Raw genomic sequence first — 21542 nt, 5'->3', positions numbered from 1 at the left:
CCGACTTCGGCCTTATCTCAGCGGGCAAATTTCACTGCCGTTTCGCCCGTGATTCAGGTCATCATGCGGACTATTAAACTTTTTTTTGATTGAACGTTCAATAAAAATTGCATATATTTTATTGCCGCCTGGTTAAAAATTTGTACTATCTGGTTGTGGAACTGGCTGATTTTTGTGAGGTAATTAACGAATCTGACCAAAATCAGTGGCTGTAAGCGGTTCCCACCGCGAAGCGCTCCGGTGCTTCGGCAACAGGCGAAAGCGGCGTTACTCAGGCCATTCCGATGGGGATGGTCGCCGCCTTCATTCGCCCGTTTTTCGGCGGCGCCAACGCGCCCCGAAATGCGGAGCGGCACGATTTTACTCAGTTCAGAGGATGACGATGACAACACGCGAAACCTCCTCCAAACCGCAGCAGGACCGCCTCAACCCTGTGGTTTTCTTCACCTCGGCGGGGCTGATCCTGGCCTTCTCGCTGATGACCATCTTTTTCACCGACTTCTCCGGGCAGTGGATCACCCGCACGCTGAATTGGGTGTCGACCACCTTCGGTTGGTACTACCTGCTGGCGGCGACGCTGTACATCGTGTTCGTGGTGTTTATCGCCGCCTCGCGCTTCGGTTCCATCAAGCTCGGGCCGGAGCAGTCCAAGCCGGAGTTCAGCCTGATGAGCTGGGCGGCGATGCTGTTCGCCGCCGGCATCGGCATCGACCTGATGTTCTTTTCGGTCGCCGAGCCGGTGACCCAGTACATGATGCCGCCGGAAGGCGACGCGCAAACGCTGGAGGCCGCGCGCCAGGCCATGGTCTGGACGCTGTTCCACTACGGCCTGACCGGCTGGTCGATGTATGCGCTGATGGGCATCGCCCTCGGCTACTTCAGCTATCGCTACAATCTGCCGCTGACCATCCGCTCGGCGCTGTACCCAATCTTCGGTAAGCGCATCAACGGCCCGATCGGCCACAGCGTGGACATCGCCGCGGTGCTAGGCACCATCTTCGGCATCGCCACCACGCTGGGCATCGGCGTGGTGCAGCTCAACTACGGCCTCAAGGTGTTGTTCGAGATCCCGGAAAACCTGACGGTGCAGGGCTCGCTGATCCTGCTGTCGGTGATCATGGCCACCATCTCGGTGACTTCGGGCGTTAACAAGGGCATCCGCATCCTGTCCGAGCTGAACGTGCTGCTGGCGCTGGGCCTGATCCTGTTCGTGCTGTTCTTCGGCGACACCGAGTTCCTGCTCAACGCGCTGGTGCTCAACGTCGGCGATTACGTCAATCGCTTTATGGGCATGACGCTCAACAGCTTCGCCTTCGATCGGCCGGTGGAGTGGATGAACAATTGGACGCTGTTCTTCTGGGCCTGGTGGGTGGCGTGGTCGCCGTTCGTCGGCCTGTTCCTGGCGCGCATCTCGCGCGGGCGCACCATTCGCCAGTTCGTGGTCGGCACGCTGATCATACCGTTCGTGTTCACTCTGCTGTGGCTGTCTATCTTCGGCAACAGCGCGCTGTACCAGATCATCCACGGCAACGCCGAGTTTGCTCAGGAAGTGATGCAGTTCCCGGAGCGCGGCTTCTACAGCCTGCTGGCGCAATACCCCGGCTTCACCTTCAGCGCCTCGGTCGCCACCATCACCGGCCTGCTGTTCTACGTCACCTCGGCGGACTCCGGCTCGCTGGTGCTGGGTAACTTCACCTCGCGCCTGGCCGACATCAATAATGATGCGCCGAACTGGCTGCGGATTTTCTGGTCGGTGGCCATCGGCCTGCTGACCATCGGCATGCTGATGACCGACGGTGTGCCGGCGCTGCAGAAAACCACGGTGATCATGGGTCTGCCGTTCAGCTTCGTGATCTTCTTCGTGATGGCCGGGCTGTACAAATCGCTGCGGGTGGAGGACTACCGCAAGGCCAGCGCGCTCAGCACCCTGGCGCCGGTGCCAGTCTCCAGCCACGACGTGCTCAACTGGAAACAGCGCCTGTCGCGGGTGATGAACTACCCGGGCACGCAGTACACGCAGAAAATGTTGGATAAGGTTTGCCGCCCGGCGATGCAGGACGTGGCGCGCGAGCTGGAGTTGCGCGGCGCGAAAGTGGAGTTCAGCGAAGTGCCGCCGACCGAAGACGAACGCCTGAACCACCTGGAGCTGCTGGTGCACCTGGGCGAGGAACAGAACTTCATCTATCAGATCTGGCCGATGCGCTACTCGGTGCCGGGCTTCACCTACCGCGCCCGCTCCGGCAAGTCGCACTACTACCGGCTGGAAACCTTCCTGATGGAAGGCACCCAGGGCAATGACCTGATGGACTACAGCAAGGAACAGGTGATTGGCGATATCCTCGACCAGTACGAGAAGCACCTGAACTTCCTGCACATTCATCGCGAAGCGCCGGGGGGCACCCTGACCTTCCCGGATATGTGACGGTCAATCAATAACCAGAGGGCGTAGCCAGGCTACGCCCTTTTTTATGCCTGCTCGGCCGGCAAGTCGGCTTTCAGCAGCACCAGGGAGCCGGCCAACAACACCAGATCCTTGATTAAAAAGCTGGTGGCGCCGGCCATGGCGGGAAAACCGCCGGCGGAGGGCTCCCAGGCGCCCGGCGTGGAAAAGATCAGCGTCAGCGTGGTCAGGTAGGTCACCGTCGATCCGATCGCCCCCAGCAACCCCAACCGCCGCGACCAGAATCCCGCCAGCAGCAGCAAACCGAAGCTCCACTCGGCGACGCCCAGCGCATAACTGGCGCCGCGAATGCCGAACGCCTGGTGCATCCAGCTCAGCAGTGGGCTGTTGCCGATCAGTGGCACCAGCCCCTGCGCTTCGTAATCAAACCACTTGGCGTAACCGAAGGCGGCGAAAATCACCACCAACGCCGCGCGCATAAAGATAACGTCCCCGTTCGAGCGCTGAAAGCGCCGTAACCATGTCGCCAACATCATCCTCTCTCCTTATGTTGCCCGCAGCCGCAGCGGATCTGCCGCTTGCGGCCACGGGGTACGGCGGCTTAGTGCCCCATCGCATCCTTCTTCATCTCATCTTTCTTCATCTCATCTTTCTTCATGCCGTCTTTGGCCATACCGTCTTTCGCCATGCCATCCTTTTTCATGGCGTCTTGGCCCAGCTTGTCTTTCTTCATGCAGTCCTTGCCCATGCACTCTTTCTTCATGCCGTCGTGCGACATCTGGCTCATGCCGTCCTTTTTCATCGCGTCTTTGCTCATGCCATCGGCGGCGTTGGCGCCGGCCACACCCAGCATCAGCGCGCTGCACATCATCATTGCGAATAACTTTTTCATGGTACTTCCTTCCGTCATGTCAAAGGCACCGGAGTGCCGGAGAATGGCCGGCGGCCGCCTCAGCTGCCGCCAAACCAGTTGTAGCCCTGGTCTTCCCAGTAACCGCCCGGGAAGCGGTTGGTGACCTCGATCACCTGAATGTGCTTCGGATTCTTGTAGCCCAGCTTGGTTGGCATGCGCAGCTTCATCGGGTAGCCGTACTTGCGCGGCAAGATCTGGCCGTCGTAGGTCAGCGCGATAATCGTCTGCGGATGCAGCGCGGTGGCCATATCGATGCTGGTGTAATAGTCGTCGGCGCATTTGAAGCTGACGTAGCGGGCGCTCAGATCCGCGCCGATTACCTTAAGAAAGGTGGCGAACGGCACGCCGCCCCACTTGCCGATGGCGCTCCAACCCTCGACGCAAATATGACGCGTCACCTGGCTGACCTGCGCCATTTGGTGCAGCTGCGGCAGGCTCCAGGCGCGCTTGTCCTGCACCAGCCCCGCCAACTCCAGCCGATAGTCGTCGCCGTTGATGTCGGGCGCGTCCTCCTCGGCGTAAAAGGCGTTGAACGGGAATGGCCGGGTGATCATCGATTCCGGGTAGACCGGTGCCAGGCGATCGCCGTTGAACAGCCAGCCCTGCACCCGATCGTTGAGACGCGAGATGCGGCTCAGCGCCTGTTCAACGTTGGCGTTGCCGCTGAGATCGCAGCCGGTGAGCATGGCAATGCCGCCCAGCGTCAGACCGTTGCGCAGAAAGCGGCGGCGGGACGACGCGATCAACAAGCGCTGCGCTTCTTTGACGATCGCCTGCCCTTCAACGATCGTCATGATCTGTTTATCCTTTTTCATCGTGAACTCCTTAACGTCCGCGCAGCATGGCCAGCAGCGTGCGAGGCACCAGCGCCACCATCACCAGATGGATCGCGACGAAGGTCACCAGCGCCGACATGGCGAAAAAGTGGATATAGCGCGCCGCTTCATAGCCGCCGAGCAGCGTGCGCAGCAGCGGAAACTGCACCGATTTCCACAACACCAATCCGGACAACGCGCTCAGCACGCCAAGGAGCATCACCGACAGATAGGCCACGCGCTGCACCATGTTGTAATGGCGCAAATCGGCGTGCTGCAGCCGGCCGCGCAGCGCCGCGCCGACATCGGCGAGAAACTGCTTCGGGCTGAGCGGCCAATATTTGCGTTTGAAACGCCCGCTGGCGAGGTTAAGCAGCAGGTAGCACAGCCCGTTGACGCCAAACAGCCACATGCCGGCGAAGTGCCACTGCAGCGCGCCGCCCAGCCAGCCGCCAAGCGTCAGCTCGTTGAGAAAACTGAAGTTGAACAGCGGCGAGGCGTTATAGATGCGCCAGCCGCTGGCGACCATAATCAGCATCGCCAGCGCATTCAGCCAATGCGTCAACCGCAACCAGAGAGGATGTACCGTCTGTCGTTGTTCCGGGGTGAGGGTGAAGCTCATAGCGATTCCTGCCAGCTAACGATGCGATGAGCCCAGTATTCCCCGGATTTGTTCCCCAAGACCTCACGCAAAGTTAAATAAAATGTGATAACTCCGCCGGTGGCGGTTGTGTAGACTTCAGAGAGAATCGGGCTAATCAGCGGTAATGAGAATGGACAAGCCAAAACGAATTTTGATCGTCGAAGACGACGGCGACATCGCCGAGCTGCTGCAGCTGCATCTGCGTGACGAGGGTTACGCCATCAGCCACGCCGCCGACGGCAATCAGGGCATGGCGATGCTGGAACAGGGCGGCTGGGACGCCTTGATCCTCGATCTGATGTTGCCGGGCGTCGATGGATTGGAGATTTGCCGCCGGGCGCGCACCATGACGCGCTACACGCCGATCATCATCACCAGCGCGCGCTCCAGCGAGGTGCACCGCGTGCTGGGGCTGGAACTGGGCGCCGACGACTATCTGGCCAAACCTTTTTCCATGCTGGAGCTGGTAGCACGGGTCAAGGCGCTGTTTCGCCGCCAGGAGGCGATGAGCCGCAACCTGCGCCTGGACGCCGGCGCGCTCAGCTTCAACGATCTGACCATCGATCCTATCGCCCGCGAGGTGCGCCTGCACCAACAGCCGATCGAGCTGACGCCGCGCGAATTCGACCTGCTGTACTTTTTCGCCCGCCACCCGGGCCAGGTATTCTCGCGCCTCAGCCTGTTGAATCAGGTCTGGGGCTATCAGCACGAAGGGTATGAGCACACCGTCAACACCCATATCAACCGGCTGCGCATCAAGATTGAGCGCAATCCGGCGGAACCCGAGCGCATCCTCACGGTGTGGGGCATGGGCTATAAATTCGCGGCCGCGCCGCAAGAGTGAGCCATGAAAAACCTTACGTTAGCGCAACGCCTCACGATTATCTTCGCGCTGCTGATCGTCATCGGCTGCGCCTTTTCCGGCTGGATGCAGGTGCGCAGCAATACCCAGTACAGCCAGGCGGTGATCCAGCGCCTGTCCGGCAACCTGGCGCAGCATATCGCCGACAGCAATCCGCTGCTGGGGGTGAACGGGCCGGAGCCGCAGGCGGTGCATACCCTGTTCGACCAACTGATGGCGGTGAACCCCAGCGTTGAGGTTTACCTGCTCGACAAACAGGGCACGATTATCGGCAACGCCGCGCCGGCCGGGCATCTGAAGCGGCAGCGGGTCGCGCTGGCGCCGCTGCAGGCGCTGCTCGATGGCGCGCAGATGCCGGTGTACGGCGACGATCCGCGCAGCGCGGACGGGCGCAAGGTGTTCAGCGTTGCGCCGCTGAAGGTCGACGGCCGGATCGAAGGTTACCTGTATGTGGTCTTGCTCGGTGAGGAGTACACGGCGCTGGCCAGCAACGCCCAGTTCAATTCGGCGGCCAGGATGGCGCTGTGGACCTCCGGAGTAATGGTGCTGTTCAGCCTGCTGGCCGGCGGTTTCGCGTTTTACTGGGTCACTCGCCCCATCCGGCGCCTGACCCGCCAGGTCAATGCGCTGGACAGCGGCGGCATCGAGGCGGTGCAGGCCTACGCGGCGCTGCCGGCGGCGCCGGCCGGGCGCGACGAGGTCAGCCAGCTGCAACAGGCCTTTCACCGCATGGCGCAGCGTCTCGCCGAACAGTGGCAAACGCTGGCGCAACAGGATCGGCTGCGGCGCGAATTCATCGCCAACGTCTCGCACGATCTGCGCACCCCGCTCACCTCGCTGCACGGCTATCTGGAAACGCTGTCGGTCAAGGCCGCCACCCTGAGCGACGCCGATCGGCGCCGCTATCTGGAGATCGCCCTGGCGCAGAGCCGCAAAGTGGGCAAGCTGGCGCAGGAGCTGTTCGAGCTGGCGCGGCTGGAGTACGGCGTGGTGAAACCGCAGAAAGAGCCCTTCTCCCTCAGCGAGCTGTTGCAGGACGTGTTCCAAAAGTTCGAGCTGGCGGCGGAGGCGCGTAATCAGCGGCTGCACGCCGATATTGCTCCCGGCATTCCGCCGGTATTCGCCGATCTCAGCATGATTGAGCGGGTGTTGACCAATCTGCTGGACAACGCCATTCGCCATACGCCGCCCGGCGGCGACATCGGCGTGCGGCTGTGGCGGCAGGAAGATCGGGTGATGGTGCAGGTCAGCGACAGCGGCCCCGGCATTCCGCAGACGTTGCGCGCCGATCTGTTCGTGCGGCCGTCGGTCCTGAGCGGCGCCCGGCGCCCTGCGGGCGGGCTGGGGTTAATGATCGTGCGGCGCATTCTGCAGCTGCACGACAGCGATATTCAGCTGATCGAACAACCGAAAAGCGGTGCCTGCTTCCGCTTTGCCATTCCGCCGCGTGAGTCCGGCACAACGGTTATTGCACAAGCGGGAAGCACAGGCTGAAAATGAGGCTGGCGACAGGCGCGCGCCCGGTACATTCGGCGCGCACCTCACCGCAGTGCAGCGTCATGATGGCGCGTACGATAGACAGCCCGAGGCCGCTGGCATGGCTGCCGGCGCTGCGCGCGGGATCGGCGCGGTAGAAACGATCGAACAGTTTTTCCAGCTGTGCCGGCGCGATCGGCGGCCCCTGATTGATGACCTGCACCCACCAGGCATCGGCGCGCCGTTCAGCTCGCAATACGATCAGGCTGTTTTCATCGGCATAACGCACCGCATTGGCCACCAGATTGCTCAGCGCCCGCTGGAACAACATCGCGTCCGCCTTCAGCTCGCCTTCCCCTTCGCAGCTCAGCGCGATGCCGCGTTCTTCCGCCAGCCCTTCGAAGTAATCCGCCACCCGCCGCAGCTCGACCGCCACATCCAGACGGCTGTAGTTCAGCGCGGACTGCGCCTCACCGGCGCGCGCCAGAAACAGGATGTTTTCCACCATGCGCGAAATACGCTCCAGCTCATCCATATTGTTCGACAGTAGGGTTTCGTACTCCTCCACGCTGCGGGGCTGATACAACGCCACCTGACACTGGCCCATCAACGCGCCCACCGGGGTGCGGATCTCATGGGCCAGATCGGCGGAAAACTGCGTCAGCCGCTGATAGCCTTCATTCAACCGATCGAGCATCGCATTAAACGCCTGGGTCAATTGCTGTAGCTCCTTCGGCGCCCCCTGTTCACTGAGGCGCGTCGACAATGTATTGGGCGCGATCTCCGACGCCTGCGCCGCCATGCGCCATAGCGGCCGCAATCCGCGGCGCATGACCCCATAGCCCAGCAGCGCAATCAGCAGGAAAGCCACAACGACCGCCGCGACAATGCGCCACAGGTAGCGCGCCAACATTTTCTGTTCGTTGACCATCACGTGCGCGGCGGAAATCTGCAGCAAACTGCCGTCTTCCAGGCGCACCATTGCCGACGCCGCGCGCAGCGGCACCCCCTGCGCCGTTTCCCCGCCGCGCACGGCGGCCAGCGTCTGCGCCTGTTCGGGCGGCGTCGGCGCGATCGGCGGCAGGGCCACCCTGGCCGGATTCACATTGATGAGCGGTTTTTGCCCCGGCATTTGGAAAATCAACACATCCTGTTCATTGCCCAGCATATTTTCGAACAGGCCGTTATTAGCCGTCAGGCGCGCCAAAGGAAAGCGCTGCCCCAATAAATGGCGGAAATACTCTACGCGCCCGGTCACCTGCAGATCGCTGCGGAGCGTCATTTCCTGACGCATGGCGCCGAACAGATACCAGCCCGCCCCGCTCACCACGCAGGCGGCCACCAGCGCGAACAGCATGGCGGTGCGCAGCGTCAGCGACACCGGCCGACGTGAAGCGCGGGCGTTCACGGGCGCGGCTCGCAAACATAGCCGATGCCGCGCACGCTGTGGATCAGCTTGACGTCGAACGGCCGGTCGATTTTGGCGCGCAGGCGTTTGATCGCCACATCAACCACATTAGTGTCGCTGTCGAAATTCATGTCCCACACCTGGGAGGCGATCTGCGTGCGCGACAGCACTTCGCCTTCGCGCCGCACCAGCAGATGCAGCAGCATGAACTCCTTGTTGGTCAACGGGATCACCTGATCCTGGCGCACCGCCCGGCGGCGCAGCACGTCCAACTGCAGATCGGCGATGGCGTAATGATCGGCTTCGCGCGCCGGCCCGCGGCGCAGCAAGGTGCGCAAACGCAGCACCAGCTCGGTAAAGGAAAAGGGTTTGATAAGATAGTCGTCCGCGCCCAGCTCCAGACCGTGGATGCGATCCTGTACGCCATCGCGGGCGGTGAGAAACAGGATCGGCACGTCGCTTTTCTTGCGCAACACCTCGATGATCTGCCAGCCGTCCAGCCCCGGCAGCATCACGTCGAGCACGATCGCATCGTAGTCCTGCTCCAACGCGCGAAACAGCCCGTCGGTGCCGGTGCGCGCCAAATCGACGCCGTAGCCCGCTTCCCCCAGCCCTTTCTTCAGGTAATCCCCTGTGCCGATATCGTCTTCAACTACCAGTATTCGCATGCTCGCCACCTCGTTACGTCTGCAAAAATACTAGCAGCTTCGGCGGACAAACTTGATGACATTAATGTCATCAAACGGCCATGGCGCTGACCCAATGGCTCAACCATGCTTAACCGGCAAACTCATTTCAGGAGAACGTTATGATTACCCGTCATCGTATAGCCGGTTTACTGTTATCCACCTTGCTGCTGTCCAGCGGCTTGGCCGCCGCCGCCCAACCGCCGGGCAAGGTGATTGCGCCGCTGCGCGGCACCATCAGCCAGGTTGCCGACGGCAATTTGCAGCTGACCGATCGCAAGGGCGAGACCCTCAGCGTCAAGCTGAACGATCAGACCAAAGTGCTCAGCGTTTCCAAAGCCACGCTGGACGACATCAAACCGGACAGTTTTATCGGCACCGCCGCCGTGCCGCAGCCGGACGGCACGCTCAAAGCGCTGGAGGTGCACGTGTTCGCCGCCAGCCTGCGCGGCACCGGCGAAGGGCATTCGGCCTGGGAATCCGCCGACGGCAAAGTGGACACCATGACCAACGGCACCGTCGGTAAACTGGTGAAATCCAACGGCCGCACCCTGACCGTCACCTACGGCAACCAGCAGAAAACCGTCGTCGTGCCGGAAGACGTGCCGATCGTGACGCTGGATCCGGGCGATCTGAGCCTGCTGAAACCGGGCGTGCACATTGTGCTGTTCTCCGCCGTCAACGATAAGGGCGAACGCATCGCCACCCGCATTTCCGCCGGCAAAGACGGCACCGTGCCGCCGATGTAACCGGAGGAAAGCCATGAAAACCAACGCGTCGCCGCCAGTGCATCGCTGGCCGGTTCGCATCACTCATTGGATCAACCTGTTCGCCATGGTGTGCATGTTCATGAGCGGTTGGGAAATCTACAACGCCTCGCCGCTGTTCGATTTCCGCTTTCCGCCGCAGATGACGCTGGGCGGTTGGCTGGGCGGCGCGATTGGTTGGCATTTGGCGGTGATGTGGCTATTGGCGCTCAACGCCGTCTGCTATCTGCTGTGGAGCCTGCTCAGCGGTCATTTTCGCCGCGATCTGTTGCCGCTTCGCATCGGCGCGCTGCGGCAGGATATCTGGCTGGCGTTGACGCTGCGCCTGCGCCACCGGCATGGCCACTATAACGCCATTCAGAAACTGATGTACCTCGGCGTACTGGCGCTGGGCCTATTGCTGGTGCTGTCCGGCCTGGCGATTTGGAAGCCGGTTCAGCTGCAGGGATTGGTCGCCCTGTTTGGCGGCTTCGATTTCGCGCGCTACGTGCATTTCTTCGCCATGGCCGGCATCGGCCTGTTCGTGGCGATCCACGTCTTCATGGTGATCGTCGTGCCCAAAACGCTGTGGGCGATGATAACGGGTGGCAAACATGAATGAGAAAAAACCGCGGGCAACCGCGCCAAAACTGGAACCGGACCAAAAAAAGCAGTTGGTCAATCTGCAGCGCCGCCTGATGCTGCGTTCCGGCCTGACGCTGGGCGGCATCGCCATGCTTACCGGTTGCAACCTGCAAGACGGCGATCGGGTGGATAAAGTGCTGTGGGCCATGTCGCGCTGGAACGACCGGGTGCAGGCCTGGCTGTTCAGCGGCCAACGGCTGGCGCAAACTTACCGGCCGGATCAGATCACCCACCCTTTCCCCTTCAACGCGTTTTACCCGGAATATAACGTCCCCGAGATCGATCTCGCCGGCTATCGGCTTGAGGTCGCGGGGAAAGTGGAGAAAAAAGCGCCCTGGACGCTGGAACAGCTGCAGCGGCTGCCGCAGCAAAGCCAAATCACGCGCCTGATCTGCATTGAGGGGTGGAGCGCCATTGGCCAATGGGGCGGTGTGCCGCTGCGCACCTTTCTGCAGCACGTCGGCGCGGATCTGAATGCCGGTTACGTAGGCTTCAAATGCGCCGATCGTTACTACTCCAGCCTCGACATGGCCACCGCGCTGCACCCGCAGACCATCCTGGCGCTGGACTTCGGCGGCAAGGCGCTGCCGGCGGACTATGGCTACCCGCTGCGGCTGCGCGTGCCAACCAAGTTGGGGTTCAAAAACGCCAAACATATCGCCGCGATCTTCGTCAGCGACGTCAATCCGGGCGGCTACTGGGAAGATCAGGGCTACAACTGGTTCAGCGGCATTTAGTTTTGCGCGGCGCTGCGCATAAGCCTCATCGGCGGCTGGAGGAGCCTCTCCGTCGCGGTTAATAATCTGTTTGTCACAAAGGGGATAACTATAGGAAAAATAATAGTAAAAAGGATTTTATCATGGAGATTGATGTGAGGGAGTCACACACAGGGGTAGCAGACACATACAGGTATCAGATTGCAGTAAGTAAAGATGATGGTAAAACGGCCATCTATCATTTGGATTTCAAGAAAATTGGGCAAAACATGCACCATTGGTTTGCCCCAGTGTATGTGGACACTGCTCTCCTCAATAATGCTTTCTCTCTGGAGTTTTATGATGTTAAGGCGTTGAGCGACGCAAACAGGCATCGGCGCTCAGCTTTCGATACCTATACCGCAATGCGTTATACCCTTTTCCAACGCGAACGCTTATTCGTAGTTGGCATCGGGGAAACCCTTCTCAAGTTTGCCTATCAGTATCATGCCAGGCTCATCTTAAGCGCACCGTTAAGGCCAGCATTAGCTAAAATTTATGATTTATTGTTGAAAAAATACGCCCACAAAGGGCATTATTTATACAAAATAGAGTTTATAAAGGACGGCCTCTATGTCATCGAAATCCCGCGTAACCCCCATAGCATCCCACACTTACCAGCAGCACGTTAAGGAACAGCGCCTGAAAGAGATGCAAGCTTTCCACGAAGAGTGGTGGGAACAAAGGCGCCGCGAATGGCGTGAACGCGGCGGCGTTGAAGCCAGTGAACCGCCCGCACGTGGCATCGATACCGAACTTTCATCCTGATCCCGCTTCGTTCTTATTCCTCTTCTCCCGCCGTCAGCAATGCAATCCCCGCGTGCTCAATGGCCTCCCGCGCGGCGGCGGGCAACCCCTCGTCGGTAATGACGGCGTCAAAGGCGGCGATCGGCAGCGCCAGGTAAGTCGCGACCTTGCCGTATTTGGACGTATCGCTGAGCAGAATGCGGCGGCGGCTGGCCTCGACGATGGCCTTCTTCACCATCACCTTGTCTTCGTTCGGCGTCGACAGGCCGCGCATGCTCCACGAAGAGGCGGAGATGAACGCCAGATCGATAAACAGACCGCGCAGCGCCTGCGCCGCCGCTTCGCCGACGCAGGAGCGGTTTTCCCGGCACACGGTGCCGCCGGTGTGGATGATTCGGCACTGGCTGTGTTCGATCAGGAAGCCGGCGATGACAAAGTCGTTGGTCACTACCGTCAAATCGTCACGTTCACCGATCTGTTTCGCCAGCGCCAGCGTGGTGGTGCCGGCATCCAGATAGATACAGCTGTTGGCGGGAATTTGCCGCGCCGCCAGCCGGCCAATGGCGATTTTCTGCCGGCCGAACATCCCCTCTTTGGCCTGGTGCGAAGGTTCGCTCGCCACCCGCTCGGGCGCCTGCACGCCGCCCGAGACCGACTGCACCGAGCCCTGTTCCTCCAGTTTTTGCAAATCACGGCGGATCGTCATGTGCGACACCCCCAGCCGTTCGGTCAGCTCGGCAATGCTGACGACGCCGCGTTCGGATACCAGCGCAAGAATTTGTTGATGGCGTTCTACAGGTATCACGGTTCCCTCTCGTTGCTGCGGTGATAATAATTGTGATTTTACGTCAATTTTCGTTCGCCGATAGCCCTAATTTTTCGCGGCGTGACGGCGCACGCAGTTAGGCCAGGTAAACATAAACTTATTTAAAAACAGAATAGTAATGTTAATTCAGGCCAGAAATCAGACGAAAAATCCGTTTCACATATTGTTAATTATTGTGATATCGATCGCGGATAAACCGTCGTCAAGCGCTTACATTTAACACAACAAAACAAATTATCACTAAAATTAACAGGAGTGCAGTATGACACACCCAGGGAATTATGCCGTCTGCATCATCGGACTGGGCGCGATGGGCATGGGCGCGGCGCGTTCGTGCCTTCGCGCCGGATTGGCCACCTACGGGGCGGACCTGAATCCGCAGGCGCTGGCGACGCTGCAGCAGGCCGGCGCGCAACAAGCGTCTACCAGCGCGTGCGACTTCGCGGCCGAGTTGGACGCCGTGCTGCTGCTGGTGGTGAACGCCGTCCAAGTGAAACAGATCCTGTTCGGCGAACAAGGCCTGGCGCCAAAGCTCAAGCCAGGCACTGCGGTGATGGTCTCTTCGACCATTTCTGCCGATGACGCCAAACAGATCGAGCAACGGCTGCTGGACTACGGGCTACCGATGCTGGACGCGCCGGTTTCCGGCGGAGCGGCCAAGGCGGAGGAAGGTCAGATGACGGTGATGGCCGCCGGCGCCGACGCCACCTTCGAGCGTCTGCAACCCGTGCTGGACGCCATCGCCGGCAAGGTTTATCGCATCGGCGAGACCATCGGTCTGGGCGCGACGGTAAAAATCATCCACCAGCTGTTGGCCGGCGTGCACATCGCCGCCGGAGCGGAAGCCATGGCGTTGGCCGCCCGCGCCGGCATCCCGCTGGACGTGATGTACGACGTGGTCACCCACGCCGCCGGCAACTCCTGGATGTTCGAAAATCGCATGCGCCACGTGGTCGACGGCGACTATACGCCCAAATCGGCGGTGGATATCTTCGTCAAGGATCTGGGGCTGGTGGCGGATACCGCCAGGGCGCTGCACTTCCCGCTGCCGCTGGCCTCCACCGCTTTCACCATGTTTACCGCCGCCAGCAACGCCGGTTACGGTAAAGAAGACGACAGTGCGGTAATCAAAATCTTTGCCGGCATCGATCTGCCGCAAAAAAAGGAGGCGCTCTGATGCTGCTTGGCGTAATCGCGGATGACTTTACCGGCGCGACCGACATCGCCAGTTTTCTGGTGCAAAACGGCCTGCCGACGGTGCAGCTGAACGGCGTGCCGCAGGACGAAACGCAGGTAAACGCACAGGCGGCGGTCATCAGCCTGAAATCGCGTTCCTGCCCGGCAGAACAGGCGGTCGAACTGTCGTTGCAGGCCCTGGCCTGGTTGCAAAAACAGGGCTGCCGCCAGTTCTACTTCAAATACTGCTCCACTTTCGACAGCACCGCACAGGGCAATATCGGCCCGGTGACCGACGCCCTGCTCACCGCGCTGGGGGAAAATTTCACGGTTGTCTCACCGGCGTTGCCGGTAAACGGCCGCACGGTCTATCAGGGCCACCTGTTCGTCGGGGAACAGCTGCTGTCTGAATCCGGCATGCGTCATCACCCGGTCACGCCGATGACCGACAGCAACCTGCTGCGCCTGATGGAATCCCAGGCCGCCGGGCGCTGCGGGCTGGTGACGGCGGCGGAAATGGATCGCGGCACCGAGGCGGTCAGCGAGAAGCTGCGCCAATTGGCGCAGGAAGGCGTGCGCTACGCGGTGCTGGATACGCTCAACGAGCGGCATCTGCTCATTCAGGGTGAAGCGTTGAAAACGATGAAGCTGGTGACCGGCGGTTCGGGCCTGGCGATCGGTCTGGCGCGGCAATGGGCGCAAAGCGGCGCTCGTTCGGCAGAGGCAGCCGGCGCGCCGCAGGGGGAAAAGGCAGCAGTGCTGTCGGGCTCGTGTTCTGTGATGACTAACCGGCAGGTGGCGCACTACCGCGAGCGCGCTTCGGCGCAGGCCATCGATATCGGCCGTTGCCTCGAACCACAGGCACGCGCCGCCTACGCCGCCGAGTTGGCGCACTGGGCGCAGCATCACGCCGGGGAGGCGCTTGCCCCGCTGATCTACGCCACTGCGCCGCCGGAAGCGCTGCAGCAAACGCAACGGCAGCACGGTGGCGCCGCCAGCGAGGCGGTGGAAGCGCTGTTCGCCGAATTGGTGGTGCAACTGCACCGGTTGGGATTCAGCCGCTTTATCGTCGCCGGCGGCGAAACCTCCGGCGTGGTCACGCAGGCGCTGGGCATTCGCGGCTTCCATATTGGCCCCGGTATTTCTCCCGGCGTTCCCTGGGTGCGCGCCAGCGATCGGGCGATTTCCCTGGCGCTGAAATCAGGCAATTTTGGCGATGAAGCCTTCTTCTCGCGCGCGCAAACGGAGTTTCCAGTATGAGCATGACGACCGAACAGCAAGCGCGCGAAGAGATGGTGCGTCTCGGCGCCTCGTTTTTTCAACGCGGTTACGCCACTGGTTCCGCCGGCAACCTCTCGCTGTTGCTGCCGGACGGCGCGCTGCTGGCGACGCCGACCGGCTCTTGCCTGGGCGAGCTGCAGGCCGATCGCCTGTCTAAAGTGAGCCTGAACGGCGACTGGCTGTCCGGCGACAAGCCGTCGAAAGAGATCAGCTTTCACCGAGCGCTGTATCTGAACAATCCGGAATGCAAAGCGGTGGTGCACCTGCATTGCACCTACCTCACGGCGCTCTCTTGCCTGCAAGGGCTGGACGTCGACAACGCCATCAAACCGTTCACCCCCTATGTGGTGATGCGCGTCGGCAAGGTGCCGGTGGTGCCCTACTATCGCCCTGGCGACGAAAGGCTGGCGCAGGATCTGGCGCGCCTGGCGCCGGCCCACCGCGCCTTTTTACTGGCCAACCACGGGCCGGTGGTGACCGGTAAAGACCTGCGAGCGGCGGCGGACAATACCGAAGAGATGGAAGATGCGGCGCGGCTGATCTTCACCCTCGGCGATCGTCCGATCCGCTATTTGACCGATGATGAAATTGCCGAATTACGGAGCTGACCCATGCCTAAATTTGCCGCCAATTTATCGATGATGTTTAACGAAGTGCCGTTCCTCGAGCGCTTCGCTGCCGCTGCCGAACAAGGCTTCAGCGCGGTGGAATTCCTGTTCCCTTACGAGCATCCCGCTGAGCTGTTGGCCGAAAAGCTGCGCGAGCACGGCCTGCAACAGGTGCTGTTCAATACCGCGCCCGGCGATGTCGCCGCCGGCGAATGGGGGCTGGCGGCGCTGCCGGGCCGCGAGCAAGATGCGCGCGCTGATATCGATCGCGCGCTGGCCTACGCCATCTCCCTTTCCTGTCCCTGCGTGCACCTGATGGCCGGCGTGGTGCCCGCGGGCGCGGATCGGCAACGTTATCTCGACACCTTTATCGCCAATGCGCGCTATGCCGCCGACGCCTTCGCCCCGCACGGCGTCAAGGTGCTGATCGAAGCGCTCAGCCCACCGGTCAAGCCCGACTACCTGTTCGCCAGTCAACATCAGGCGACGGAGGTGGTGACGGCGATCGAGAGACCGAACGTGTTCATTCAGTTCGACTTTTTCCACGCGCAGTTAGTGGACGGCAATATCAGCGGGCTGCTGGAGACGCTGGCCGGGCGCTACGCGCATATCCAGATAGCCTCAGTGCCGGATCGTCACGAACCGGACGAGGGCGAACTGAATTACCCATGGCTGTTCGACAGGCTGGATGCGCTCGGCTATCAGGGCTGGATAGGTTGCGAATACCGGCCGCGCGGCGACACCGCCGCCGGGCTCGGCTGGCTGAAGCCTTACCGCTAACGTCGCACGCCGACACCAGGAAAACGATTTTATAACAATGAAACGCACCCGTATCGCCACGCGGCGATCGCGGTGCCCAACGCTTACCCAACGAAAGGCTTTTTTCATGTCTACCTCTCTGCTGTTGCTGATTGCCGTACTCGGCGTGGTGCTGCTGTTATTGATGGTGATTAAGGCGAAGGTGCAACCCTTTGTCGCGCTGTTGGTGGTCAGTCTGCTGGTGGCGTTGGCCAGCGGCATTCCGACCGGTGAAGTGATGAAAGTGATGACCGCCGGGATGGGCGGCGTGCTCGGCTCGGTAACCATCATCATCGGTCTGGGGGCGATGCTCGGGCGCATGATCGAACACTCGGGCGGCGCCGAGTCGCTGGCGCAACGTTTCAGCCAGGGGCTGGGGCCGAAACATACCGTCGCCGCGCTGACCCTCGCCGCATTTATCCTCGGCATTCCGGTCTTCTTCGACGTCGGCTTTATCATTCTGGCGCCGATTATTTACGGCTTCGCCAAGGTCGCCAAAGTGTCGCCGCTGAAGTTCGGCCTGCCGATGGCCGGCGTGATGTTGACGGTACACGTCGCGCTGCCGCCGCACCCCGGCCCGGTCGCCGCCGCCGGCTTGCTCAACGCCGACATCGGTTGGCTGACCATCATCGGCCTCGCGATCTGTATTCCGGTCGGCGCGATCGGCTATTTCGCCGCCAACTACCTCAACCGCAAAACCTATCCGTTATCGATAGAGGTGCTGGAACAGCTGCAGCTGGCGGCGCCGGAGCCGCGGCCGGAAGGGCGAGCGCCGCTCAGCGATCGCATCAACCCGCCCGGCGCTGGCCTGGTGGCGGCGCTGATCGTCATCCCGATCGCCATCATCATGCTCGGCACCGTCTCCGCCACGCTGTTGCCGGCAGGCTCGGCGCTGCGCGATGCGCTGTCGCTGCTGGGGTCGCCGGCGGTGGCGCTGATGATAGCCCTGCTGCTGGCCTTCTACTTCCTGGCGCTGCGCCGCGGCTGGAGCCTGCAACACACCGGTGACGTAATGGGCGCCGCGCTGCCGACCGCCGCGGTGGTGATCCTGGTGACCGGCGCGGGCGGCGTGTTCGGCAAGGTGCTGGTGGAATCCGGCGTCGGCAAGGCGCTGGCCGAAGTGCTGACGGCCATCGGCCTGCCGCTGGTGCCCGCCGCGTTTATCATTTCGCTGGCGCTACGCGCTTCGCAGGGTTCCGCCACCGTGGCGATCCTGACCACCGGCGGCCTGTTGTCGGAAGCGGTCAGCGGGTTGAATCAGCTGCAGCTGGTGCTGGTGACGCTGGCGACCTGTTTTGGCGGGCTGGGGCTTTCCCACGTCAACGACTCCGGTTTTTGGATCGTCACGCGCTATCTGGGGCTGTCGGTGGCCGATGGCCTGAAGACCTGGACGGTGCTGACCACCCTGCTCGGCCTGAGCGGCTTTCTGTTCACCTGGCTGTTGTGGCTGGCGGTGTGATTTCTCTGGCATACTGAACGCCGTTGTTTTTCATCGCCTTTCACCCTGTGCAGGAGCAGCAACATGACCGTAATCAACACCGCGCCAACGCTTATCACCGAACGCCTGCGGCTGGACGCGCACACGCTGGACGACTTCGACTCGCTGGCCGCGCTGTGGGCCGATCCGCTGGTGGTGCGCTATATCGGCGGCACGCCGCGCGACCGGGAAGACTCCTGGGGGCGCCTGATGCGCTACGTCGGCCACTGGGCGCTGTTGGGATACGGGTATTGGGCGGTGCGTGACAAACAGAGCGGCGAGTATCTCGGCAGCATCGGCTTCTCCAACTTCCTGCGTGACATCACCCCGGCGCTCGACGCGCCGGAAATGGGCTGGACGCTGGTGAGCTCGGCGCACGGCAAAGGTTACGCCACCGAGGCGCTGCGGGCGGCGCTGGCCTGGGGTAAAACGCACCTGCCCGGCAAGCAAACCGTCTGCATCATCTCACCGGAGAACCAGGCTTCGCTGGCGCTGGCGAAAAAAGTCGGCTTTAGCGAAAGCCACCGCAGCGAGTATCACCAGAGCCCGATCGTCGTGATGCATTGCCCGCTTTGAATGCCTAAGCGCGTTGCACCGCCAACGCCGTCTGGATGAAGTTGTCCCGCAGCGCATCGGCGCGCTGCGGATCCCAGGCGATACCGACCTGCCACTCCGTTTCCTCGCCGCTCAGCGGTAAAATGTCGATGCCGGCCGGCGCGATATGCGTGATGCTGTGCGGCAGCAGCGCGACACCGACGCCGGCGGCAACCAGCGCCAGCAACGTCTGGATATCGCCGGCCTGCTGCACCACGTTCGGCGTCAACCGGTGGGCGGCGATAAACCGCAGCGACTGATCGCTCAGCCCGCGCCCGCGTTTGGGAGTCAACTGCAACAGCGGCAGCTGATTGAAACGCGCCATCAGATCGTCGGCGCGCAGCGCCAGCGCGCCCGGCGCGGCCAGCACCAACCGATCGCTCAGCAATGCCACGCCGCACAGCGGCGTATTGACCGGCAAGCGCACGAACCCCGCCTGCAACTCTCCCTGCAGCAACAGCTGATACTGGCGTTCCGACGGCAAGTCCTCCAGTCCGATCGCCACTTCGGGAAACCGTTGGCGAAAGGCCGCCACCAGCTGCGGCGCCAGATGAAAGCTGGAAAGGCCAAATCCCAGCGCCAGCCGCCCCGCTTCCCCGAGCGCCACCCGCCGCGCGCGCCGCTGAAACTGCTGGTACTGCTCCACCAGCGCCTGCGCTTCCGGGTAGAGCCGCTGCCCGCCGGCGGTGAGCTCCGCCCCCTGTCGGCCACGCTCAAACAATCGAACGCCGAGCTGGGTTTCCAGCGCCTGAATTTGCTTGCTCAGCGCCGGTTGGCTGATGCATAGCCAGCTCGCCGCCTGCCGATAGTTGCCCTGTTCAGCCAGCGCCACCAGGGCGCGCAGTTGTTTTATATCCATTCCATTAGGTTATCAAATAGGGAATTTAATTGATTATACAGTAATCAAACCACCTGCTGTAATCAACGCAGACCCTCATCGGAGAAACACCATGACCATCTCATTACGCGCCGCCACGGTGCAATTCCAGCATCGCGCCAACGATAAGAATTACAACCTGTCTACCATCGAGCGCTTTATCGCTCAGGCGGCCGAGCAGCAGGTACAGCTGCTGGCCTTCCCGGAAATGTGTATCACCGGCTATTGGCACGTGCGCCATCTGTCCGACGCCGAAGTGCGGGCGCTGGCGGAACCGATCGCGTCCAGCCCTTCGCTGGCGCGCATTCGCCCGCTGGCTGAGCGTTACAATATGGCGATCGGCGTCGGGCTGATCGAGCTGGGCGACGACGGCCGTTGCTACAACGCCTACGCCGTATGCCTGCCGGACGGCGCGCTGCATGTGCACCGTAAACTGCACGCCTTCGAACACCCGGCTATCGCCAGCGGCGATCGCTATACGGTGTTCGACACTCCCTGGGGCGTGCGCGTGGGCGTATTGATCTGTTGGGACAACAATCTGGTGGAGAATGTGCGCGCGACGGCACTGCTGGGCGCGGAGGTGTTGATGGCCCCACACCAGACCGGCGGCACCCATTCGCGCAGCCCGCACGGCATGAAGCCGATCCCACAGGCGCTGTGGCAGCGGCGAGCGGAAGATCCGCAGGCGATAGAAGCCGCCTTTCGCGGCGAACACGGCCGCGGCTGGCTGATGCGCTGGCTGCCCTCGCGCGCTCATGACAACGGGCTGTTTTTGTTATTCAGCAACGGCGTGGGCCGCGATGACGATGAGGTACGCACCGGCAATGCGATGATCCTCGATCCCTACGGCCGCATCGTAGCGGAGACCTGGGCGGCGGAAGACCGGCTGGTCAGTGCCGATCTCGATCTGACGCTGATCCCGCTCAGTACCGGACGCCGCTGGATTTACGGACGCCGCCCCGAGCTGTACGGTTTACTGACCGAACCGCAAGGCTATGAGCGCGATGCCCGCAGCGCGCGCTTTTCGACGCAGCCGACGGGGCGCAGCGGCTAACGACAGATAAAAAAAATCCGCCCGAAGGCGGATTTTTTATCCGCGCGGCAACCTGTGCCGCGCATTCACGCCCGCAGGCATGAAGAAATCTTAGAAGCGGTAGCCTACGCCAACGTTCCAGCTGCCAACGTCCACGCTGCGGATGCGGCTCTGCTCGTAGCCAACGTCCAGGGCAACGTTTTCGATTGGGTTGAACTGCAGACCTGCACCGTAGGTGAAGCCGTAGTCGCTGTTGCCACCTTTGTTACCGCCAGCCTGGGCGTTGTCGATGTTTTTGCCGTAGCCAACACCGATCACACCGTAGATGCTCGCCCAGTCGTTGAAGCGGTAAGCTGGACCTGCGGTGATGGAATCGTACTGAGATTTCTTGTAGAAACCGCTTTCAGAACGATTTTTTTCCAGGTGGGTGAAGGAGCCGATCACACCCAGTGGGTTGTTGTCGAACTCGTAACGGTATTTCAGGTTGAAACCGTTGGCCTTGTTAGCAACGCCTTGGAGATCACCCTGCGCATAGCCAGCGGATACGGTGCTCTGACCAGCGAATGCGGTACCTGCGCTAACTGCTAATACGCAAGCTGCTACTGCGGAAAGACATGCAATTTTTTTCATAACCACCTCAAACGCGTTTTATTATTAAGTACATCCATTTGTTCATGCTTTGAAAATATAACAAAAATTAGCGTGAAACTCTGCCTTGAAATGAGTGTCTAATGCTTTATATCGTGTAACAGAAGATTTCAAGAACAGTGTATCT

24 protein-coding genes are annotated in these 21542 nt (G+C 61.3%); 14 read left to right on the top strand and 10 right to left on the bottom strand.

What is annotated here, in order from left to right; genetic code table 11:
- Positions 1–53: 53 nt before the first annotated feature.
- Entirely contained in the window at positions 54–392 is a 339-nt protein-coding gene (locus tag WFM45_RS03250) for a hypothetical protein (RefSeq protein WP_134954089.1), read from the bottom strand.
- Between WFM45_RS03250 and WFM45_RS03245 the strand changes: the two genes are divergently transcribed.
- The gene (locus WFM45_RS03245; RefSeq protein ID WP_004939112.1) at positions 383–2422 is read left to right on the top strand and encodes a choline transporter; all 2040 of its coding nucleotides are present in this window, start codon (positions 383–385) and stop codon (positions 2420–2422) included. The two genes, WFM45_RS03250 and WFM45_RS03245, sit on opposite strands and share 10 nt — an antisense overlap.
- A gap of 44 nt (positions 2423–2466) precedes the next feature.
- Here the strand turns inward: WFM45_RS03245 and WFM45_RS03240 are convergent, their stop codons facing one another.
- The 4 genes from WFM45_RS03240 to WFM45_RS03225 form a co-directional block, all read right to left on the bottom strand.
- Positions 2467–2937 carry a YkgB family protein gene (locus tag WFM45_RS03240; RefSeq protein WP_033637683.1) on the bottom strand — a complete coding sequence of 157 codons (471 nt, stop codon included), beginning with the start codon at positions 2935–2937 and terminating at the stop codon, positions 2467–2469.
- 65 nt (positions 2938–3002) lie between these two features.
- Positions 3003–3293 (bottom strand): pentapeptide MXKDX repeat protein, encoded by a 291-nt coding sequence (locus WFM45_RS03235; protein WP_336954556.1) that lies wholly within the window; start codon positions 3291–3293, stop codon positions 3003–3005.
- A gap of 59 nt (positions 3294–3352) precedes the next feature.
- Positions 3353–4129, bottom strand: a complete 777-nt coding sequence (locus WFM45_RS03230) for a molybdopterin-dependent oxidoreductase (protein ID WP_164122749.1) — start codon at positions 4127–4129, stop codon at positions 3353–3355.
- A 10-nt stretch (positions 4130–4139) separates the two neighbouring features.
- Positions 4140–4751 carry a cytochrome b/b6 domain-containing protein gene (locus WFM45_RS03225; RefSeq protein ID WP_060559004.1) on the bottom strand — a complete coding sequence of 204 codons (612 nt, stop codon included), beginning with the start codon at positions 4749–4751 and terminating at the stop codon, positions 4140–4142.
- Between the two features lie 151 nt (positions 4752–4902).
- On the opposite strand from WFM45_RS03225, the gene WFM45_RS03220 reads away from it, so the two are divergent.
- Both WFM45_RS03220 and WFM45_RS03215 read left to right on the top strand, forming a co-directional pair.
- Positions 4903–5616, top strand: coding sequence for a response regulator transcription factor (locus WFM45_RS03220; RefSeq protein ID WP_004939128.1), 714 nt, complete (start codon positions 4903–4905; stop codon positions 5614–5616).
- Between the two features lie 3 nt (positions 5617–5619).
- Entirely contained in the window at positions 5620–7128 is a 1509-nt protein-coding gene (locus tag WFM45_RS03215; RefSeq protein ID WP_049278853.1) for a sensor histidine kinase, read from the top strand.
- On the opposite strand, the gene WFM45_RS03210 is transcribed toward WFM45_RS03215, so the two are convergent.
- A complete protein-coding gene (locus WFM45_RS03210; RefSeq protein ID WP_336954548.1) occupies positions 7100–8518 on the bottom strand; it encodes a heavy metal sensor histidine kinase in 1419 nt (472 codons plus the stop codon). The genes WFM45_RS03215 and WFM45_RS03210 overlap by 29 nt on opposite strands.
- Entirely contained in the window at positions 8515–9186 is a 672-nt protein-coding gene (locus WFM45_RS03205; protein ID WP_015377170.1) for a heavy metal response regulator transcription factor, read from the bottom strand. The genes WFM45_RS03210 and WFM45_RS03205 overlap by 4 nt, the downstream gene beginning before the upstream one ends.
- Before the next feature lie 140 nt (positions 9187–9326).
- Here WFM45_RS03205 and WFM45_RS03200 point away from each other — a divergent pair, with 140 nt between their 5' ends.
- From WFM45_RS03200 to WFM45_RS03185, 4 genes are all read left to right on the top strand, one after another.
- On the top strand, positions 9327–9953 hold the full coding sequence (locus tag WFM45_RS03200) for a hypothetical protein (protein ID WP_336954545.1): 627 nt from the start codon (positions 9327–9329) through the stop codon (positions 9951–9953).
- A gap of 13 nt (positions 9954–9966) precedes the next feature.
- Positions 9967–10572 (top strand): cytochrome b/b6 domain-containing protein, encoded by a 606-nt coding sequence (locus WFM45_RS03195; protein WP_250602367.1) that lies wholly within the window; start codon positions 9967–9969, stop codon positions 10570–10572.
- Complete coding sequence (locus WFM45_RS03190) at positions 10565–11332, top strand: molybdopterin-dependent oxidoreductase (RefSeq protein ID WP_004939173.1); 768 nt, start codon at positions 10565–10567, stop codon at positions 11330–11332. The genes WFM45_RS03195 and WFM45_RS03190 overlap by 8 nt, the downstream gene beginning before the upstream one ends.
- Before the next feature lie 122 nt (positions 11333–11454).
- Positions 11455–11982, top strand: a complete 528-nt coding sequence (locus tag WFM45_RS03185) for a hypothetical protein (RefSeq protein ID WP_021504270.1) — start codon at positions 11455–11457, stop codon at positions 11980–11982.
- 149 nt (positions 11983–12131) lie between these two features.
- Here the strand turns inward: WFM45_RS03185 and ygbI are convergent, their stop codons facing one another.
- A complete protein-coding gene (ygbI, locus tag WFM45_RS03180) occupies positions 12132–12902 on the bottom strand; it encodes a DNA-binding transcriptional repressor YgbI (protein WP_033633747.1) in 771 nt (256 codons plus the stop codon).
- Positions 12903–13185: 283 nt separating this feature from the next.
- Between ygbI and ltnD the strand changes: the two genes are divergently transcribed.
- The 6 genes from ltnD to WFM45_RS03150 all read left to right on the top strand — a co-directional run bounded on the left by ltnD (position 13186) and on the right by WFM45_RS03150 (position 18839).
- Positions 13186–14100, top strand: coding sequence for an L-threonate dehydrogenase (gene ltnD / locus WFM45_RS03175; protein WP_082996936.1), 915 nt, complete (start codon positions 13186–13188; stop codon positions 14098–14100).
- Positions 14100–15359, top strand: coding sequence for a 3-oxo-tetronate kinase (gene otnK, locus WFM45_RS03170; RefSeq protein WP_099981696.1), 1260 nt, complete (start codon positions 14100–14102; stop codon positions 15357–15359). The genes ltnD and otnK overlap by 1 nt, the downstream gene beginning before the upstream one ends.
- Entirely contained in the window at positions 15356–15988 is a 633-nt protein-coding gene (gene otnC, locus WFM45_RS03165) for a 3-oxo-tetronate 4-phosphate decarboxylase (RefSeq protein WP_015377162.1), read from the top strand. The genes otnK and otnC overlap by 4 nt, the downstream gene beginning before the upstream one ends.
- A 3-nt stretch (positions 15989–15991) precedes the next feature.
- Entirely contained in the window at positions 15992–16768 is a 777-nt protein-coding gene (otnI, locus tag WFM45_RS03160) for a 2-oxo-tetronate isomerase (protein WP_336954538.1), read from the top strand.
- A gap of 106 nt (positions 16769–16874) precedes the next feature.
- Complete coding sequence (locus tag WFM45_RS03155) at positions 16875–18245, top strand: GntP family transporter (protein WP_033633751.1); 1371 nt, start codon at positions 16875–16877, stop codon at positions 18243–18245.
- Positions 18246–18308: 63 nt separating this feature from the next.
- Positions 18309–18839: a GNAT family N-acetyltransferase gene (locus WFM45_RS03150; protein ID WP_004939196.1), complete on the top strand. Its 531-nt coding sequence runs from the start codon at positions 18309–18311 to the stop codon at positions 18837–18839.
- 4 nt (positions 18840–18843) lie between these two features.
- Here WFM45_RS03150 and WFM45_RS03145 read toward each other — a convergent pair whose 3' ends face one another.
- The gene (locus WFM45_RS03145) at positions 18844–19716 is read right to left on the bottom strand and encodes a LysR family transcriptional regulator (protein WP_336954534.1); all 873 of its coding nucleotides are present in this window, start codon (positions 19714–19716) and stop codon (positions 18844–18846) included.
- 91 nt (positions 19717–19807) lie between these two features.
- Here WFM45_RS03145 and WFM45_RS03140 point away from each other — a divergent pair, with 91 nt between their 5' ends.
- A complete protein-coding gene (locus tag WFM45_RS03140; protein WP_004939199.1) occupies positions 19808–20788 on the top strand; it encodes a nitrilase family protein in 981 nt (326 codons plus the stop codon).
- Between the two features lie 90 nt (positions 20789–20878).
- Here the strand turns inward: WFM45_RS03140 and ompX are convergent, their stop codons facing one another.
- Positions 20879–21397, bottom strand: coding sequence for an outer membrane protein OmpX (gene ompX, locus WFM45_RS03135; RefSeq protein ID WP_004939201.1), 519 nt, complete (start codon positions 21395–21397; stop codon positions 20879–20881).
- Positions 21398–21542: the final 145 nt, after the last annotated feature.

It is taken from the genome of Serratia sp. KG1D, from assembly GCF_037150675.1.
Lineage (GTDB): Bacteria > Pseudomonadota > Gammaproteobacteria > Enterobacterales > Enterobacteriaceae > Serratia > Serratia nematodiphila.
This window is presented reverse-complemented; position numbering and strand designations above follow the sequence as displayed.

Coding starts and splice junctions, on each gene's coding strand:
- WFM45_RS03195 (WP_250602367.1), top strand. CDS start 9,967: ATGAAAACCAACGCGTCGCCGCCAGTGCATCGCTGGCCGGTTCGCATC.
- WFM45_RS03200 (WP_336954545.1), top strand. CDS start 9,327: ATGATTACCCGTCATCGTATAGCCGGTTTACTGTTATCCACCTTGCTG.
- WFM45_RS03145 (WP_336954534.1), bottom strand. CDS start 19,716: ATGGATATAAAACAACTGCGCGCCCTGGTGGCGCTGGCTGAACAGGGC.
- WFM45_RS03225 (WP_060559004.1), bottom strand. CDS start 4,751: ATGAGCTTCACCCTCACCCCGGAACAACGACAGACGGTACATCCTCTC.
- WFM45_RS03190 (WP_004939173.1), top strand. CDS start 10,565: ATGAATGAGAAAAAACCGCGGGCAACCGCGCCAAAACTGGAACCGGAC.
- WFM45_RS03150 (WP_004939196.1), top strand. CDS start 18,309: ATGACCGTAATCAACACCGCGCCAACGCTTATCACCGAACGCCTGCGG.
- WFM45_RS03140 (WP_004939199.1), top strand. CDS start 19,808: ATGACCATCTCATTACGCGCCGCCACGGTGCAATTCCAGCATCGCGCC.
- WFM45_RS03215 (WP_049278853.1), top strand. CDS start 5,620: ATGAAAAACCTTACGTTAGCGCAACGCCTCACGATTATCTTCGCGCTG.
- WFM45_RS03240 (WP_033637683.1), bottom strand. CDS start 2,937: ATGATGTTGGCGACATGGTTACGGCGCTTTCAGCGCTCGAACGGGGAC.
- ompX (WP_004939201.1), bottom strand. CDS start 21,397: ATGAAAAAAATTGCATGTCTTTCCGCAGTAGCAGCTTGCGTATTAGCA.
- otnK (WP_099981696.1), top strand. CDS start 14,100: ATGCTGCTTGGCGTAATCGCGGATGACTTTACCGGCGCGACCGACATC.
- WFM45_RS03205 (WP_015377170.1), bottom strand. CDS start 9,186: ATGCGAATACTGGTAGTTGAAGACGATATCGGCACAGGGGATTACCTG.
- otnC (WP_015377162.1), top strand. CDS start 15,356: ATGAGCATGACGACCGAACAGCAAGCGCGCGAAGAGATGGTGCGTCTC.
- WFM45_RS03230 (WP_164122749.1), bottom strand. CDS start 4,129: ATGAAAAAGGATAAACAGATCATGACGATCGTTGAAGGGCAGGCGATC.
- WFM45_RS03245 (WP_004939112.1), top strand. CDS start 383: ATGACAACACGCGAAACCTCCTCCAAACCGCAGCAGGACCGCCTCAAC.
- WFM45_RS03220 (WP_004939128.1), top strand. CDS start 4,903: ATGGACAAGCCAAAACGAATTTTGATCGTCGAAGACGACGGCGACATC.
- otnI (WP_336954538.1), top strand. CDS start 15,992: ATGCCTAAATTTGCCGCCAATTTATCGATGATGTTTAACGAAGTGCCG.
- ltnD (WP_082996936.1), top strand. CDS start 13,186: ATGACACACCCAGGGAATTATGCCGTCTGCATCATCGGACTGGGCGCG.
- WFM45_RS03155 (WP_033633751.1), top strand. CDS start 16,875: ATGTCTACCTCTCTGCTGTTGCTGATTGCCGTACTCGGCGTGGTGCTG.
- WFM45_RS03235 (WP_336954556.1), bottom strand. CDS start 3,293: ATGAAAAAGTTATTCGCAATGATGATGTGCAGCGCGCTGATGCTGGGT.
- WFM45_RS03185 (WP_021504270.1), top strand. CDS start 11,455: ATGGAGATTGATGTGAGGGAGTCACACACAGGGGTAGCAGACACATAC.